The organism is Actinomadura rugatobispora (assembly GCF_055379765.1).
In genome coordinates, this window is the sequence record NZ_AP029191.1 from 9,377,224 (window position 1) to 9,391,940 (window position 14,717).

Consider the following 14,717-nt stretch of genomic DNA (forward strand, 5'->3'; position numbering starts at 1 on the left):
CGGGAGGAGCGCCGCGCAAGGGCTCCCCGGCGGTCCGGGTGATCAGGCTCACTCCCGCCGGGACCTTGACGGGCACGTCCGGCTCGCATTGAGTTAGGGTCACCTAAGTTAGGTACTCCTAAGTTGACGGCCGGCCCGTCGTGCCCCGAGTGGAGGAACCGCATGGACCGCACCCGGACCCCGCCAGGCACGGTCGTGCTCGTGACCGGGGCGGCGCGCGGCGCCGGCGCCGACATCGCCCGCGCGGTGGCCGCCGCCGGGGCGCGGGTCGCCGTCCTGGACCGGGACGCGGCCGCCGCCCGGGCGCTGGCCGCCGCGCTCGGACCGGGCCGCGCCCTCGCCTGCCCCGGCGACGTCTTCGACGGCGACGCGGTCGAGGACGCCGTCGAGCGCGCCGAGCGCGACCTGGGCCCGATCGGCGTCCTGGTCAACGTCGCCGGCATCCTGCGTCCCGGCCCCGCTCCCGCCGCGCTGTGCGAGGACGGCTGGGCCGACACCTTCGCGGTGAACGCGACCGGCGTCTTCCTGGTCTCCCGGGCCGTCGCCCGCCGCATGGTGCCGCGCCGTTCGGGCGCGATCGTGACGGTGGCCTCCGACGCGGCCGTCCGGGTGCCGCGCCCGCGGCTGTCGGTCGGGGCGGCGTCCGGGGCTACGGCCGTCCAGTTCACCCGGTGCCTGGGCCGCGAACTGGCCGAGTACGGCATCCGCTGCGAGGTCGTCGCGCCCGGCGACGTCGCCCGCCTGGCCGGCCTGACGCCGCTCACGCGGCTGCAGGGCGTCGCCTGACGCGGGCGGGGCCGGCTCAGCGCGGGCCCGCGATGCCCTGTGGATCCTCGGCCGCCTCCCGCGCCGTCTCCAGTTCGAGGGCGCCGAGCCTGATCCTGGTCTCCTCGGGCACCGGGCGGGTGCGTTCGACGTACCCGCCGGACGGGCGCCGGACGATGATGCCGGTCTCGACCCCGTGCTTGAGGAGGAGCATGTCGCGGCGGCGCAGCCCCAGGCAGACGCGGCGGGTCACCGCGAACGCGACGACCGGCCCGACGAACAGCGCCGCGCGGAAGAACCAGGTGGTCGCGAACAGCGACAGGTGGAACCGCTCGGCGATGATGTCGTTGCCCGCCGCGGCCCACAGCACGCCGTAGAAGGCGATCCCCGCCGCGCCCGCTCCGGTGCGGGTGGCGGCGTCGCGCGGGCGGTCCAGGACGTGGTGCACCGCCCGGTCGCCCGTCAGCCGCCGCTCGATGAACGGGTACAGCGCGAGCGCCGTCATGAAGGCGGTGACGACCAGCAGCGGGACGATGACGCCGAACGCGAGGGTGTGCCCGGCGACGGTGACGTCCCAGCCGGGCATCAGCCGCAGCGCCCCGTCGCCGAAGGCCAGGTACCAGTCGGGCTGGGAGCCGGCGCTGATCGCGGTGGGGGAGTACGGCCCGTACAGCCAGATCGGGTTGACCTGGGCGATCGTGGCCAGCAGCGCGGTCACGCCCGCGACGAACAGGAAGAACGCGGCGGTCTTGGCCATGAAGACCGGGTAGAACGGTTTGCCCTCCACGGTCTTCTCCGTGCTGAGGCCGCGCCGGTGGTCGGTGTGCTTCTGCACCCACGGCAGCACGATCGCGTGCACGGGGACCAGCGCGAGCATCAGCCCGGGGACGACCAGCACGTGCAGGATGTACAGGCGCGGCACCAGGTCCGTGCCGGGGAACTCGCCGCCCAGGAGCAGGAAGCCCGCGTACGAGCCGACCAGCGGCAGCGACTGCACGGCGCCCAGCACCAGCCGCAGCCCGGTGCCCGACAGCAGGTCGTCGGGCAGTGAGTAGCCGGTGAAGCCGTTGACCAGGGCCAGCGTGAACAGGGTGAAGCCGAGCAGCCAGTTCAGCTCCCGCGGTTTGCGGAACGCTCCGGTGAAGAACACCCGGAGCATGTGCGCCATGATCGCGGCGACGAAGACGATCGCCGCCCAGTGGTGGATCTGCCGCACCAGCAGGCCGCCGCGCACCTCCAGGCTGATGTGCAGCGTGGAGGCGTACGCCTCGCTCATCTCTATCCCGCGCAGCGGCGCGTAGGAGCCGTCGTAGACGACCTCGGCCATGCTCGGCTTGAAGAACAGGGTGAGGAAGACGCCCGACAGCAGCAGCACCGCGAAGGAGTAGAGCGCGATCTCGCCCAAGAGGAAGGACCAGTGGTCAGGGAAGACCTTGCGGGCCGCGCGGCGTGCGAAGCCGGCGACGCCGAGCCTGGTGTCGAGGGCGTTCGCCGCACCGGTCATGCCCGCCATCGCGCCCGCCTCCGGTCGGTCGTCGATCACTACGACCGACCGTAGTACGACAGCATGTAGTACTACAAGGGGTCGTGGCCGAATCCGGCCGGGCCCGCCCCCGGCGCCGCACCGGTCCGAACCTCGCCGATCTTCCGTTCGTCCAACCCTCGGGGGCCGTACGCCCCGATATGGCCCGGGTACGAGGAGAACGCGCATGGCGGAGCAGAACATCGAGGTCACGATCGCGCCGGACGGCACGGTCGGGATGCACGTCGACGGCATCGCGGGGATGGGCTGCCTGGAGGAGACCGAGGACCTCGTCCGCATGCTGGGCGGCGACGTGGAGACCCGGGAGATGACCGCCGAGGCGTACGTCGAGGACGAGGCGGAGGCCGGCCAGGATCGCCGCGACCAGGTGTGGGGGTGACCCCGCCCGGGAGCACCGGTGCCCCCCGGTCGGTGCCGTGGCGGGTGCACGGCGTGCTCGCGCGCAGCCGCGCCAACGGCCCCGGCCTGCGGTTCACCGTCTGGAGCCAGGGCTGCTCGCTGGGCTGCCCCGGATGCTTCAACCCCGAGACGCACCGTCCCGAGGGGCCGGTCCGCACGGCCGGCGAGCTGGCCGCCGCCGCGCTGGCCGCCGCCGGCGACATCGAGGGCGTCACCCTCACCGGCGGCGAGCCGCTGGAGCAGCCCGCCGCGGTCGCCGCGTTCTGCGCCGAGGTCACCGCCCGCGGCGGCCTGGGGGTGGTGATCCTCACCGGCTTCACCCGGGAGGAGATCGAGGCCGACCCCGGCCGGCTGGCGGCGGTGGCCGACGCCGACATGGTCGTCGCGGGACGCTACAACCCGCGCCTCCACCTGGGCGCCGGACTGCGCGGGTCGGCCAACAAGATGTACTGGGCGCGGACGGGCCGCTACCGTGCGGCCGACTTCGAGGACGTGCCCGAGACGGAGATGGTGATCGCGCCCGACGGCGGCCTGGTGGTCACCGGAATGCGGGCGGCGACGGCGATGGCGGCGAGGGCGGCGGAGGGGCTGCGATGAGCGTACGGGACGAGATCGGGCTCTACCTGCGGGCGCGGGTGTCGCTGATCGTGCTGGTCACCGTGGAGGAGCAGCGCGCCCTGCGGATCCTGGACGAGGTGCGCCGCGGCCGGGACCCCGGCTCGGACCTGGTCGTGTGGGACGTCGCCGACCGGTTCGACTCCAAGGCGGGCCGGCCGCTGCCCGACGCCGCCGATCCGGGCACCGCGCTGGAGAAGATCAAGGAGCTGGCGCTCAAGCACCCCGACCGGCGCGACCTGTACGTCCTCAAGGACTTCCACGAGTTCTGGGGCAAGGACCCGCGGATCCGGCGGCGGCTGCGCAACCTGGCCCAGCAGCTGGTCTTCACCGGCTCCTCGCTGGTCGTCACCACGCCCGCGGACACCGTCCCCGGGGAGTTGCGCGACGACGCGGTGGTGGTCGAGCTGCCGCTGCCCGCCGAGGACGCGCTGCGCCGCGAGCTCGACGACCTGGTCGGCGGCACCCGGGGCGTTCGGTCGGAGCTGACCCCGCACGGCCGCGCCAAGCTGGCGCAGGCCGCGCTGGGGCTCACCGCGTCGCAGGCGAAGCGGGCGTTCGCCAAGGCGATCGTGCGGGACGACGTTCTGGACGACCGCGACATCGACGCGGTCCTGGAGGAGAAGAAGGCCGTCATCCGGGAGAGCCGCGCGCTGGAGTACTTCTCCGTCGAGGAGACCATCGACGACGTGGGCGGCCTGGACGCCCTCAAGGGGTGGCTGGCGCTGCGCGAGCGCGCCTTCAGCGCCGAGGCCGCCGACTACGGGCTGCCCGCGCCCAAGGGGCTGGCGCTGATCGGCATCCCCGGCACCGGCAAGAGCCTCACCGCCAAGATGATCGGCGGGATGTGGCGGCTGCCGCTGCTGCGGCTGGACGTCGGCGCGCTGTTCGGCTCGCTGGTGGGGGAGTCGGAGGAGCGGATCAGGCGGGCGCTGCAGCTCACCGAGACGATCGCGCCGTGCGTGCTGTGGATCGACGAGCTGGAGAAGGGCTTCGGCGCCGGCGACCTGGACGGCGGCACCTCGCAGCGGGTGTTCGGCACGCTGCTGACCTGGATGCAGGAGAAGACCGCGCCGGTGTTCGCGGTCGCCACCGCCAACGACATCACCGCGCTGCCGCCGGAGACGCTGCGCCGCGGCCGCTTCGACGAGGTGTTCTTCCTCGACCTGCCGACCGAGGAGGAGCGCCGCGAGATCATCGGGGTGCACCTGCGCAAGCGGCGGCGCGACCCGGGCGCCTTCGACGTCCACCATCTCGCGCAGATCTCCGACGGCTTCGTCGGCGCCGAGCTGGAGCAGGCGGTGATCGACGCGATGTACGCCGCGTTCGCCGAGGAGCGCGACGTGCGCACCGCCGACCTCACGGCGGCGATCGGCCGCACGGTGCCGCTGAGCCGCTCCCAGCGCGAGGTGATCGAGCGGCTGCGGGCGTGGCTGCACGAGGGCCGGGCGCAGTCGGCGTCGTTCGCCGAGATCGCGGTGGCCGAGAAGTCGCAGGTGCGGCTGGAGCTGGACTGATCCATGGGAGCGACCGGGAGGCTGCGCACCGCCCGCCTGCTGTGGGCGGCGCGCCGCGGCGCGCAGCCGGCCGTGGACGAGCTGTGGCGGAGGTGGCTGGAGGACGGCGCGGGCCCCGAGTCCGCCCGGATCCGGCACGCCCTGGTCCGGGCGGGCCGTCCGGCGTCCGCCGAGCCGCTGCGCGGGCTCAGCCGGGTGGCGCTGGGGGAGCGCGGCGCGGACCTGGCGGAGGCACTCGCCGAGTCCGCCCGCCGCCACCTTCACCCGGTGGCGGAAGCGGCGCGCTCCGCGATCCTCGCCGATCCGGTCCCGGAGGTGGTCGACGCCGTCTGCGAGGCCGCGCTCGCCGACGAGGACCGGCGTGTGGGGAGCCTCACGGCGTGGTGCGCGCGGCACGGCCTCGTACCGTCCGACCCGGTGCGGCGCGGCGTGTTCCTCTTGCTGACGCGGCGGCCGGAGGACCGGCGGGCCGCCGACCCGGACGGGTCGCTGCTGGCCCTTGCCTACGAGGCGGCCGGCGAACGCGAGCGCGCCCGGATCCGCACCGCGGTGATCGGCGACGGCGACCTGGACCTGCTGCGGATCGTGATGGACCGCAGCACGCGCCTGAGCGGCGAGGAGATCGGCCACGTCACCGGGCAGTACGCTCGGCACGGCCGCTGGGACGACCTGTGGCGGCTCGTCGCGACCCTGCCGCTGGTCCACGCGGTCGAGGCGATGCGCCTGTTCACCGGCGGCGGCGCGGAGGCGGCGGCGTGGCGGCCCCGGGACGCCGATCTGGAGGTGTTCGGGGCGCTCGCGCGGCTCACCCCGCAGGCCGCGGCCGAGGGCCTGCGCGCGCTGGCGTCGGTGGGCGCGCTGGAGCTGTCGGTGCCCGGCCGGATCGCCGAGGTGTCGATCGACCCGTCCGGGCGGCGGCTGGCGGTCTCCTCCCGCGAGGACGGCGACGGGCCCGGGCATCTGCACGTCTTCGACCTCACCGCGCGCGGGAACCGGCTGCTGCACAAACGGCTCGACCGCTGCCACCCCGCCACGCTCGTCCACACCGGCGACGCCCTGTTCGCCGCCGCGTGGCAGGGGCGGGCCGACGCGGTCAGGGGCCGCGGCATCACCCGCTACGAGGACGACATGCGCGAGGTGGTCCTGCGGGGACTCGAGGGGACGGTCCCGGCGATGGCCGCGCTCGGCGACGGCCGGTTCGCGGCCCTGGAGGTGAGCGGCGCGCCGGGCGGCGAGGCGCTCGCCAGGGTCCTGTACTTCGACGGTTCCGGCGGGGCGCGCGGCGGGTTCCCCCTTTACACCGAGCTGTTCTGGAACACCCCGCTGCAGGAGGGGGCGGCGCCGTACCGGATGGCGGCCGAGCCGCGCACGGGACGGCTCGTGCTCGACGGCCCCCGCCTCCAGATCATCGGGACGCGGCCGTACGCACGGCTGGCCAGGTCGGAGGCCGTCCAGGGCGAGCACGAGGTCTGCTTCCTCGGCCCGGACCGGATCGTGGCAGTGTCCGCCGCGACCTCTCGGGTGGAGAGCATGCGCGTGGTGCCCGGCGGCGGGCTGGAGACCGAGGCGTCCGCCGCGCTGGAGCCGCTGTCCGGGCGCCGCCATCCGGTCTCGATCAGGGGCCGCGGCGAGCTGGCCGTCCTGGAGCCGGGACGCCACGAGCGTCCGGCCCAGGTGTGCTACCTCGACGCCGCGACGCTCGGCCCCGCCGGCGGCGTCCGGGAGCTGGACGGCAGGACCGGGGACGCCCTGTGGGGCAGCCCGGACGGCGCCGTGCACGCGCTCACCGCGGGCGGCGACATCGCCGTCGCCGACGCCCCGCACGCGGTCGACGTCGCGATCATGGCCCGGCGGTGGCCCGGCGAGCTGGGCTCCCGCGATCTCCGCCGGATCGAGCTGGTCCGCGGCGACCCGGCGACGGCCGCGGCCCGCCCGCTGGCCGAGGTGCTGTGGCTGCGCCTGGAGCACCGGCTGGCCACCGAGATCCACATTTCGGCCGTCCCGCCCGGGCCCGGCGGCGACGACGACATCGCCCTCGGCACGCGGGAGGGGACGCGATGATGGGGCGGAACGCCCGCGAGCGCAGGATCCGCGCGACCGGCCGCACGGGCGAGGACGGCGCGCCGACCCGCGGGGCCGACCGCGCCTGGAGGCGCCTCGTGGCGAGGGGGCCTCTCGGCCCCGTGCAGCCCGCCCTCCTCCGGCTGGCATCCGATGAGGAGCACGCGGGCCACGTGCGCCGCGTGGAGGCGCAGGAGTTCGTCGCCGAAGCCTGGGCGCGGCGGCGCGACCCGGAGCTGCGCGAGGTGGCCCGCGCACTCGACGTCCCCGCGGCGTGGGGCGAGTCCCGATGGGAGTCGGCCGCCCTGCAGGGCCGCCTGGCGGAGGTCTGCGGGCCCGCCGACGTCCGTTGCGTGCCCGGCCTCCTCCTGGACGGCGACGACGCCGTACGCGCGGACGCCGCCCGCTTCTGCGCCACCGATGACGGCGCGCTGCTCGAAGCCCTCTGGCGCCTGGTGCACGAGCTCTCCGACCCCGGTCCGCTCGAGCGGGAACTGCTCCGCAACCCGCACCGCCCGTCGGACGGAGCGCTGGAGTTCCTCTGGAGCCGGTGGCTGGACGAACCGTCGGAACCGCTGGGCGGCTACCTGCTCGGCGCAGGATGGCCCGCCCCCGAGCAGGCCGAGCCGGAGCACGCGCTGAGCATGCTGGCGCTCGGCCTGGCCTCCGCCGAGGCCCTGTGCCGCGGCCTCCTCGACGACGCCACTCCCGGCCACCTCCTGCCCCGGCTGGCGCGCACCTGCCGTGAGCGCGAACTGCTGCCCGACGATCCGGGGGAGTGCGCCGTCTTCCGCCTGCTCCTCGGGGACATCGAGCAGCTCCGCGCGTCCGACCCCGACGGCTCCCTGCTGGCCGCCGGGTACGCGGGCGCCGGCGACGCCCTGCGCGCCCGGGTGCTGGAGGCGCTCACCGAGGCGGGCGAACTCGAGCGGATCCGCGACCTGGCGGCCCGGCCCTCCGCCCGGCCGCGCGGCGTGCGCGAGCGCACCCGGCTGGTGGACCGGCTGGCCGCCGATGAGGACTGGCCGCGGCTGTGGCGGCTGGCGCTCGACGTGGCGCCGCTGGAGGCGGGCGAGGTGGCCCGCCGGATCTCCCCGAGCTGGCGCCCGTCGGGCGAGGACGCCGCCGCCGGTGGCACGCACGACGAGCGCGACGAGCTGTTCCGGCGGCTGCGCGATCCAGGCCCGAGCGGGCCCGCCGTCCTGCGCGATGCCCTCCTCACCCACGCCCCCGCCATGGAGATCGCCCTCGGCGGCGGGGCGCAGACCCGCCGCGTCGCCATCTCGCCGGACGGCAGGCGGCTGGCCGTGACCCTCATTCTCCCCCCGACCTTCCGGCCGATCCGCCTGCTCGACATCGCCCTGCCCAGCGGTGACACCCTCGCCGAGTACGAGACGGCCGCCGTCGACCACCCCGGGCACCAGCCGATCGTCCACGAGCGGGGGTGGCGGTTCTTCGCGCACACGGGCGACGCCGTCCTCGCGGTCGTCGGCGACTCGCTCGGGCCGCTGGTGCGGTACGCGGACGGCGAGCGGCACCTCATCGCCACCGAGGACCGCGGAGTCGGCCAGATCCTGCCCGTGCCGGGCGGGGTGGCGGTCGTCTCGTTCTCCGGCGTCCGGCTGTTCCGGCCGCCCTACACCCACCCGTCCCTGACCGTCGAGGCCGGCGAGCTGGGGCTTCCTCGGCTGGGGCCCTTCGCGTTCGGGGTCGAGTGGCGGTCGGGCCGCATCGCCGTGGCGGGCCCCGGCGGGATCGCCGTCCTCGACGGGGAGACCGGCCAGAGGATCGCGTTCGCGGCGGTGCCGGAAGTCCCGCGCACCCGCGAGTTCGCCTTCGTGTCGGAAAGGGAGCTGGTGACCGCCGACGGCAAACACATGCACCGGTGGCTGATCTCCGGGAACTCCCTCGTGGAGGAGGACCGCAGGCCCCTGAGCCCGGGTTACCAGCTCCGGGCGCTGCCGCTGCAGGGCCTGGTCGCCTGGACCACCGGCGCCCACCCCCGTTTCGCCGACGCCGCCTCGCTGCTGGAGGCGCCCTCGCCCGTGACCGATCACGGCCGGAACGCGGACGCCGGATGGCGCCTGTCGGCCACGCCCATGGGGGAGCGCCTGGTCTCGGACCTGCACAACGAGATCCGGGTGGACGAGTGGTTCGGCGACCGGCTCGGGTCCCTGCTGCACCGTCCGCTGGCCGAGGCCACACCGTCCGATCTGGCGAAGGTCGAAGAGGTGCTGGCCTTCCCTTCCCTCGCCGACTCGGTGGCCGAGCCGCTGCGGCTGCTGCGGCTGTGCCTGCGCGTGCGGTTCGGGGACGACATCGCGCTGGGCCTTCCCGGCGGTGCCGCCCACGACATCGGCGCCGTCGACGACATCGCCTTGGGGAGACCGGAGGCGCGGCCATGACGCACACTGGTCCGGCCGCCGGCGAGAACGCACCTGGGGAGAGGGAGACATGACAGCGCGGATCGGCCTCGACTTCGGGACGGCCAACACCGTCGTCGCCCGCTGGGACGAGACCCTGGGGCGGGGCGAGCCCGTCCCGCTGGAAGGGGCGGACCTGCTGCGCGAGGGGACGCGCGGCGTCCGGCAGCGGGTCGTGCCGTCGCTGCTGGCCTACGACGCCGACGGCGAACGGCGCTGGCTGGGCGCGCAGGTCACGCCGGAGCTGGCGGCGCGGCCCGGCGTCACCGTCTTCCAGTCGACCAAGAGCAACCTCACCGGGCGGGCCGCCGACATCCCCCGCCCCGTCGGCGACCGCAAGATCTCCGGGCGGGAGGCGGCCGCCCGCTTCCTGGGCGACGTCATGGCGCTGGCCACCCTCGCCGCCGGCGCCGACGACCTGGAGATCGTGGCGACCGCGCCGGTCGAGGCCTTCGACACCTACCGCGACTGGCTGGTCCGCGAGGTGGCCGACGGCCCGGCCCGGATCCGGGTGGTGGACGAGGCCACCGCCGCCGCCGTCGGCTACAGCGCCCGGATGAACCCCGGCCAGGTCTTCTGCGTGTTCGACTTCGGCGCCGGGACCCTCGACGTCTCCGCCGTCCGCGTCCAGGACCCCGAGCGCGGCCTGGCCGGCGGCGGGCCGGGCGTGCGGGTCGTCGCCAAGGCGGGCGTCGACCTGGGCGGCAACCACATCGACGCGCTGCTGGCCGAGCACGCGGCCGACGAGGCGGGGCTGTCGCACGCCGACGCGGTGGCCCGCAACCGGGTGTTCCGGGCGCTGCTGGCCTCGGCCGAGTCCGCCAAGGTCGCCCTCGCCCGCGAGGACGCCGCGGAGATCGGGGCCGTGGACCCGGTCACCGGGCGCCGCTACGCCGCGGAGATCACCCGCAGCGCGTTCGACCGGATGCTGCGCGAGCGCGACGTCCTGGGACGGGTCACCCGCACGCTGCGCAAGGTCCTCGACGGCGCCGCGGCCAAGGGGTACCCGGCCGGGGAGATGGCGGGGATGTTCCTGGTCGGCGGCAGCAGCCTGATCCCGGCCGTCCGGGACGCGATCGCGCTGCAGTTCGACCCGGAATCGGTGCATCTGGACCGGCCGTTGGAGGCCGTCGCGGCGGGCGCGGCCGGCATCGCGGGCGGCCACGAGCTGCATGACCACATCCAGCACGACTACGTCATCCGGCACGTCGACCAGGAGACCGGCGTCTACGGGTTCGAGCCGCTGGTGGAGTCCGGCACCCCGTACCCGACGCCCGAACCGGTCAGGTCGCTGGGCATCCGGGCCGTCCGGGACGGCCAGCGCCGCCTCGGCCTGGCCATCTACGAGCTCGCCCACGCCACCCACCGGGACGCCGCCGACCTGGAGATCGTGTTCGACGCCGCCGGCGGGGCGCGCGCCGTGCAGGTCACCGCGCAGCGCAAGCAGGAGCGCGCCATGGTCTGGCTGAACGAGGAGACCCCCACGTTCCTGGAGGCCGACCCGCCCGCCGCGGCCGGCGCCGACCGGTTCCGGCTCGACTTCCGCGTCGACCCGCAGAAGCGGCTGACCGTCTCCGCCTTCGACCTCGTCCGCCGCGTCTGGGTGCTGGAGGGGCACCCGGTCGTCCGACTCGCCTGAGAGGTTCCCCGCCGATGTCCCACTTCACCCGCGTCCGCACCGCGCTCCGCGAACCCGACCTGCTCGCCGCCGCCCTCGCCGCCGTCGGGTTCGGTGAGGTGGAGGTGCACGACGCCCCGCAGACCTTGTACGGCTACCGGGGCGACGCCCGCCCCGAACGGGCCGAGGTGATCGTCCGCCGCCGGCACGTCGGGAGCGCCAGCAACGACATCGGCTTCGCGCGCCGTGGCGACGGGGCGTTCGAGGCGATCGTCAGCGAGTACGACCGGACCCGGTACGGGGCGGCGTGGCTGACGGAGGTGGCCCGCGCCTACGGGTACGCCGCGACCGTCCGGTACGCCGAGACGCACGGCTTCGAGATCGCCACCGACGAGGTCGACCGCGACGGCACCCGCCGCATCACGCTCCGCCGCACCGTCTGAGCCCCCTGCCGCGACCTACTCGGAGGCGATGAAGGCCTCGGCGCGGCGGAAGAGGCCGAGGGTGATCGAGTGCAGCAGGTCGCCGGTCTCCTTGGGCGCCTTGCCCGCGGACGCGCGGGCGTGCGTGCCCTCCAGGACGATCCCGAGCTTGAAGCAGGCGAGCACCGCGTACCAGATGATCGACGCCAGGTCGCGGCCCGCGGTCGCGGCGGCCCGCCCGGCGTAGGCGGTGACCAGCTCGCCCGGCCCGGGCAGGCCGCCCGCCGCGCCGAGCGGGCCGGCCAGCGAGGCGCTCTCGTCGCCGTGGCCGGGCCAGGTGGCCAGCAGCCAGCCCAGGTCGAGCAGCGGGTCGCCGATCGTGCACATCTCCCAGTCGACGATCGCGGCGACCTCCGGGCCGGTCGGGGAGAACATCAGGTTGGCCAGGTGGTAGTCGCCGTGCATGATGCCCGGCCGCCACGTGGTGGGGCGGTTGGCCTCCAGCCACGACGCCACCCGCTCCAGGCCGGGGATCTCGGGGCCGGGGTAGCCCTCCAGGGAGCCGTAACCCTCCAGCTCCGACATCCAGCGTCCGACCTGGCGCTCCAGGAACCCCTCCGGCTTGCCGAAGTCGGCCAGCCCCACCGCCTCGTGGTCGACGGCGCCCAGCGCGGACAGCGCCGTGGCGGCGTGCAGGCCCATCGCGTGCCGCATCACCGGGTCGGAGGCGTGCGGCTCGGGCAGGGCGACCGTGGCGTTGAAGCCCTCCACCGGCGTCATGAGGTAGAAGACCGCGCCGTGCATGACGTTCTCGTCGGGGCAGGCGGCGATCACGCGCGGTGCGGGGACGTCCGTGCCGCCCAGGGCCGTCAGCACCCGCGCCTCGCGGCGCAGCACGTCGTTGGTGCGGGTGCGCAGGTGGCGGGGACCGCGGCGCAGCACGTAGTCGCGGCCGCCGCGGCGGAAGCGGAGCAGCACGTTCTGCGTCCCGCCGCTGAGCAGCCGGACGTCCTCGAACGGGCCGCCGGGCAGGTCGCGCCCGGTCATCCAGGCGTCGAGCACGTCGAAGTCCACGAGCGCGCGCTCGATCTCTGCGGGCTGCTGCACGGCGTTCCTCCTAGGCAAGGCCATACGGGGGTGTGCCCCTCGATGCGGAGAGTAACAGTGATGCACTTGCATTAATCATTCAGATAGGCACATTATCGTTGGGAGACGCCCGCGGCGCACCCGCGGCGCCGCATCAGAGAGGGAGGCCGGCATGGCTTGGGACTTCGACACCGACCCCGAGTACCAGGAACTGCTCGACTGGGCCGACGCCTTCGTCCGCGACGAGGTCGAGCCCCTCGACCTGGTCCTCGGCGACCCGTACGACAAGGCCGACCCCAGCTTCAGGCAACTGGTCCGCCCGCTGCAGCAGCAGGTCAAGGAGCGCGGGCTGTGGGCCTGCCACCTCGGCCCCGACCTCGGCGGCCAGGGCTACGGCCAGGTCAGGCTGGCCCTGCTGAACGAGATCCTGGGCCGCTCCCGCTTCGCGCCCTCGGTGTTCGGCTGCCAGGCCCCCGACTCCGGCAACGCCGAGATCATCGCCCACTTCGGCACCGAGGAGCAGAAGAAGCTCTACCTCGCGCCGCTCCTGGACGGCGAGATCTCCTCCTCGTACTCGATGACCGAGCCGCACGGCGGCTCCGACCCCACGATGTTCACCACCCGCGCCGAGCGCGACGGCGACGGCTGGGTCATCAACGGCGAGAAGTGGTTCTCCTCCAACGCCAAGCACGCCGCCTTCATCATCGTGATGGCCGTGACCGACCCGGACGTGAACGCCTACGAGGGCATGTCGATGTTCATCGTGCCCGCCGGGACGCCGGGATTGACCATCGTCCGCAACGTCGGCGTCGGCACGGGCCGCGAGGGCTCCCACGGCTACCTGCGCTACGAGGACGTCCGGGTGCCCGCCGGCAACCTCCTCGGGGAGGAGGGCGGCGCGTTCGCCATCGCCCAGACCCGGCTCGGCGGCGGCCGCATCCACCACGCCATGCGCACCATCGCCCAGGTCCGCAAGGCGTTCGACATGATGTGCGAGCGGGCGGTGTCGCGGCAGACCAGGTTCGGCCCCCTGTCCAAGCTCCAGATGACGCGGGAGAAGATCGCCGACAGCTGGATCGAGATCGAGCAGTTCCGGCTGCTGGTGCTGCGCACCGCCTGGCTCATCGACAAGCACCAGGACTACCGCAAGGTCCGCAAGGACATCGCCGCCGTCAAGGCCGCCATGCCCAAGGTGTTCCACGACGTCGTCCAGCGGGCCATGCACCTGCACGGCGCGCTCGGCGTGTCGGGGGAGATGCCGTTCACCGGCATGCTGCTGGGCGCCCAGTCGATGGCGATCGCCGACGGGCCCACCGAGGTCCACAAGATCACGGTGGCCCGGCAGATTCTGCGAGACTACGAGCCGGTCGAGGGGCTGTGGCCCAGCGGCCACCTGCCCACCCGGCGCGAGGCGGCCCGCGCGCGCTACGCCGACGCCCTGGAACGAGCCGTAGGGAACGAGTGACCGACACGCCTTCCGGCCCGGCGGCCTCCGCGGCCGCTCCCGCGTCGACGCGGGAGCGGCTGCTGGACGCCGCCCAGCGCCTGTACGCCGAGCGCGGCCTGGACGCGGTCAGCCTCCGCGAGATCAACCAGGCCGCCGGGGCGCGCAACGCCACCGCCGTCCAGTACCACTTCGGCGGGCGGCCGGGGATCGTCCGCGCGATCGTCGCCCGGCACCGCCCCGAGATCGAGGCGCGCCGGCACGCCCTGCTGGACGCCTACGAGTCGGCGGGCCTGGACGACCCGCGGGCGCTGGCGGCGGCGCTGGTGCGGCCGCTGGCCGCCCTCCTCGCCGACGAGGGCGGACGCGACTTCCTGCAGATCTGGGCGGCCGTCCACAACCGTCCCGACCCGCTCCTGTCCACGGCGGCGCTGGAGGACCCCTCCGACAGCATCTACCGGTGGCGGATGCTGGTGCTGCCGCTGCTGGAGGAGGACGCGGCGCGCCTGCACCGGCGCTTCACCGCCCTGCTGCACGCCTCGATCGAGCTGGGCCGCCGCGCCCGCTCGGGGCCGCGCACCGACGACCGCCTGTTCACCAGCTACCTGATCGACGTGGTCACCGCGATCCTGGGCGCGCCCGTCTCGGCCGAGACCCGCCGCCTGGCCGCCGAACGCGACGCCGCCCGCTCCCCTTCGCCCGGATCGCCTTCGCCCGGATCGCCTTCGCCCGGGTCGCCTTCGCCCGGGTCACATTCGTCCAAGACGGGGTGAGGGGGCGTCCCGCAGACTGGGCATGTCATCCGCTACGACCAGGGGGAACGA

At 74.7% G+C, this 14,717-nt stretch carries 12 protein-coding genes; 10 read left to right on the forward strand and 2 right to left on the reverse strand.

Going from position 1 to position 14,717, the window contains the following annotated elements:
• Positions 1-162 precede the first annotated feature (162 nt).
• The gene (locus ACZ466_RS42240; protein WP_464041898.1) at positions 163-786 is read left to right on the forward strand and encodes an SDR family NAD(P)-dependent oxidoreductase; all 624 of its coding nucleotides are present in this window, start codon (positions 163-165) and stop codon (positions 784-786) included.
• 16 nt (positions 787-802) lie between these two features.
• Here ACZ466_RS42240 and qcrB read toward each other — a convergent pair whose 3' ends face one another.
• Positions 803-2,269, reverse strand: a complete 1,467-nt coding sequence (qcrB, locus tag ACZ466_RS42245) for a cytochrome bc1 complex cytochrome b subunit (protein WP_464044046.1) — start codon at positions 2,267-2,269, stop codon at positions 803-805.
• A gap of 205 nt (positions 2,270-2,474) precedes the next feature.
• On the opposite strand from qcrB, the gene ACZ466_RS42250 reads away from it, so the two are divergent.
• Genes ACZ466_RS42250 through ACZ466_RS42280 form a run of 7 tightly spaced genes read left to right on the forward strand, consistent with a single transcriptional unit; the run spans position 2,475 to position 11,384 of the window.
• Complete coding sequence (locus tag ACZ466_RS42250; protein ID WP_378291016.1) at positions 2,475-2,687, forward strand: DUF2997 domain-containing protein; 213 nt, start codon at positions 2,475-2,477, stop codon at positions 2,685-2,687.
• Positions 2,684-3,304, forward strand: a complete 621-nt coding sequence (locus ACZ466_RS42255; protein WP_464041899.1) for a 4Fe-4S single cluster domain-containing protein — start codon at positions 2,684-2,686, stop codon at positions 3,302-3,304. Before ACZ466_RS42250 ends, ACZ466_RS42255 begins: the two co-directional genes overlap by 4 nt.
• Entirely contained in the window at positions 3,301-4,839 is a 1,539-nt protein-coding gene (locus ACZ466_RS42260; RefSeq protein ID WP_378291020.1) for an AAA family ATPase, read from the forward strand. Before ACZ466_RS42255 ends, ACZ466_RS42260 begins: the two co-directional genes overlap by 4 nt.
• Before the next feature lie 3 nt (positions 4,840-4,842).
• On the forward strand, positions 4,843-6,900 hold the full coding sequence (locus ACZ466_RS42265) for a hypothetical protein (protein ID WP_378291022.1): 2,058 nt from the start codon (positions 4,843-4,845) through the stop codon (positions 6,898-6,900).
• Positions 6,897-9,305 carry a hypothetical protein gene (locus ACZ466_RS42270; RefSeq protein WP_378291024.1) on the forward strand — a complete coding sequence of 803 codons (2,409 nt, stop codon included), beginning with the start codon at positions 6,897-6,899 and terminating at the stop codon, positions 9,303-9,305. The genes ACZ466_RS42265 and ACZ466_RS42270 overlap by 4 nt, the downstream gene beginning before the upstream one ends.
• Before the next feature lie 49 nt (positions 9,306-9,354).
• On the forward strand, positions 9,355-10,962 hold the full coding sequence (locus ACZ466_RS42275) for an Hsp70 family protein (protein ID WP_378291026.1): 1,608 nt from the start codon (positions 9,355-9,357) through the stop codon (positions 10,960-10,962).
• Between the two features lie 14 nt (positions 10,963-10,976).
• Positions 10,977-11,384: a DUF1257 domain-containing protein gene (locus ACZ466_RS42280; protein ID WP_378291028.1), complete on the forward strand. Its 408-nt coding sequence runs from the start codon at positions 10,977-10,979 to the stop codon at positions 11,382-11,384.
• A 15-nt stretch (positions 11,385-11,399) separates the two neighbouring features.
• On the opposite strand, the gene ACZ466_RS42285 is transcribed toward ACZ466_RS42280, so the two are convergent.
• Complete coding sequence (locus ACZ466_RS42285; protein WP_378291030.1) at positions 11,400-12,470, reverse strand: phosphotransferase family protein; 1,071 nt, start codon at positions 12,468-12,470, stop codon at positions 11,400-11,402.
• Between the two features lie 151 nt (positions 12,471-12,621).
• Between ACZ466_RS42285 and ACZ466_RS42290 the strand changes: the two genes are divergently transcribed.
• Positions 12,622-13,914 carry an acyl-CoA dehydrogenase family protein gene (locus tag ACZ466_RS42290; protein ID WP_378291032.1) on the forward strand — a complete coding sequence of 431 codons (1,293 nt, stop codon included), beginning with the start codon at positions 12,622-12,624 and terminating at the stop codon, positions 13,912-13,914.
• The gene (locus ACZ466_RS42295; protein ID WP_378291034.1) at positions 13,911-14,666 is read left to right on the forward strand and encodes a TetR/AcrR family transcriptional regulator; all 756 of its coding nucleotides are present in this window, start codon (positions 13,911-13,913) and stop codon (positions 14,664-14,666) included. Before ACZ466_RS42290 ends, ACZ466_RS42295 begins: the two co-directional genes overlap by 4 nt.
• Positions 14,667-14,717: the final 51 nt, after the last annotated feature.

Excerpts from the sequence above, each read along its gene's own strand:
- ACZ466_RS42250 (WP_378291016.1), top strand. The coding sequence starts at position 2,475 with ATGGCGGAGCAGAACATCGAGGTCACGATCGCGCCGGACGGCACGGTC.
- ACZ466_RS42270 (WP_378291024.1), top strand. The coding sequence starts at position 6,897 with ATGATGGGGCGGAACGCCCGCGAGCGCAGGATCCGCGCGACCGGCCGC.
- ACZ466_RS42275 (WP_378291026.1), top strand. The coding sequence starts at position 9,355 with ATGACAGCGCGGATCGGCCTCGACTTCGGGACGGCCAACACCGTCGTC.
- ACZ466_RS42240 (WP_464041898.1), top strand. The coding sequence starts at position 163 with ATGGACCGCACCCGGACCCCGCCAGGCACGGTCGTGCTCGTGACCGGG.
- ACZ466_RS42260 (WP_378291020.1), top strand. The coding sequence starts at position 3,301 with ATGAGCGTACGGGACGAGATCGGGCTCTACCTGCGGGCGCGGGTGTCG.
- ACZ466_RS42280 (WP_378291028.1), top strand. The coding sequence starts at position 10,977 with ATGTCCCACTTCACCCGCGTCCGCACCGCGCTCCGCGAACCCGACCTG.
- ACZ466_RS42290 (WP_378291032.1), top strand. The coding sequence starts at position 12,622 with ATGGCTTGGGACTTCGACACCGACCCCGAGTACCAGGAACTGCTCGAC.
- qcrB (WP_464044046.1), bottom strand. The coding sequence starts at position 2,269 with ATGACCGGTGCGGCGAACGCCCTCGACACCAGGCTCGGCGTCGCCGGC.
- ACZ466_RS42265 (WP_378291022.1), top strand. The coding sequence starts at position 4,843 with ATGGGAGCGACCGGGAGGCTGCGCACCGCCCGCCTGCTGTGGGCGGCG.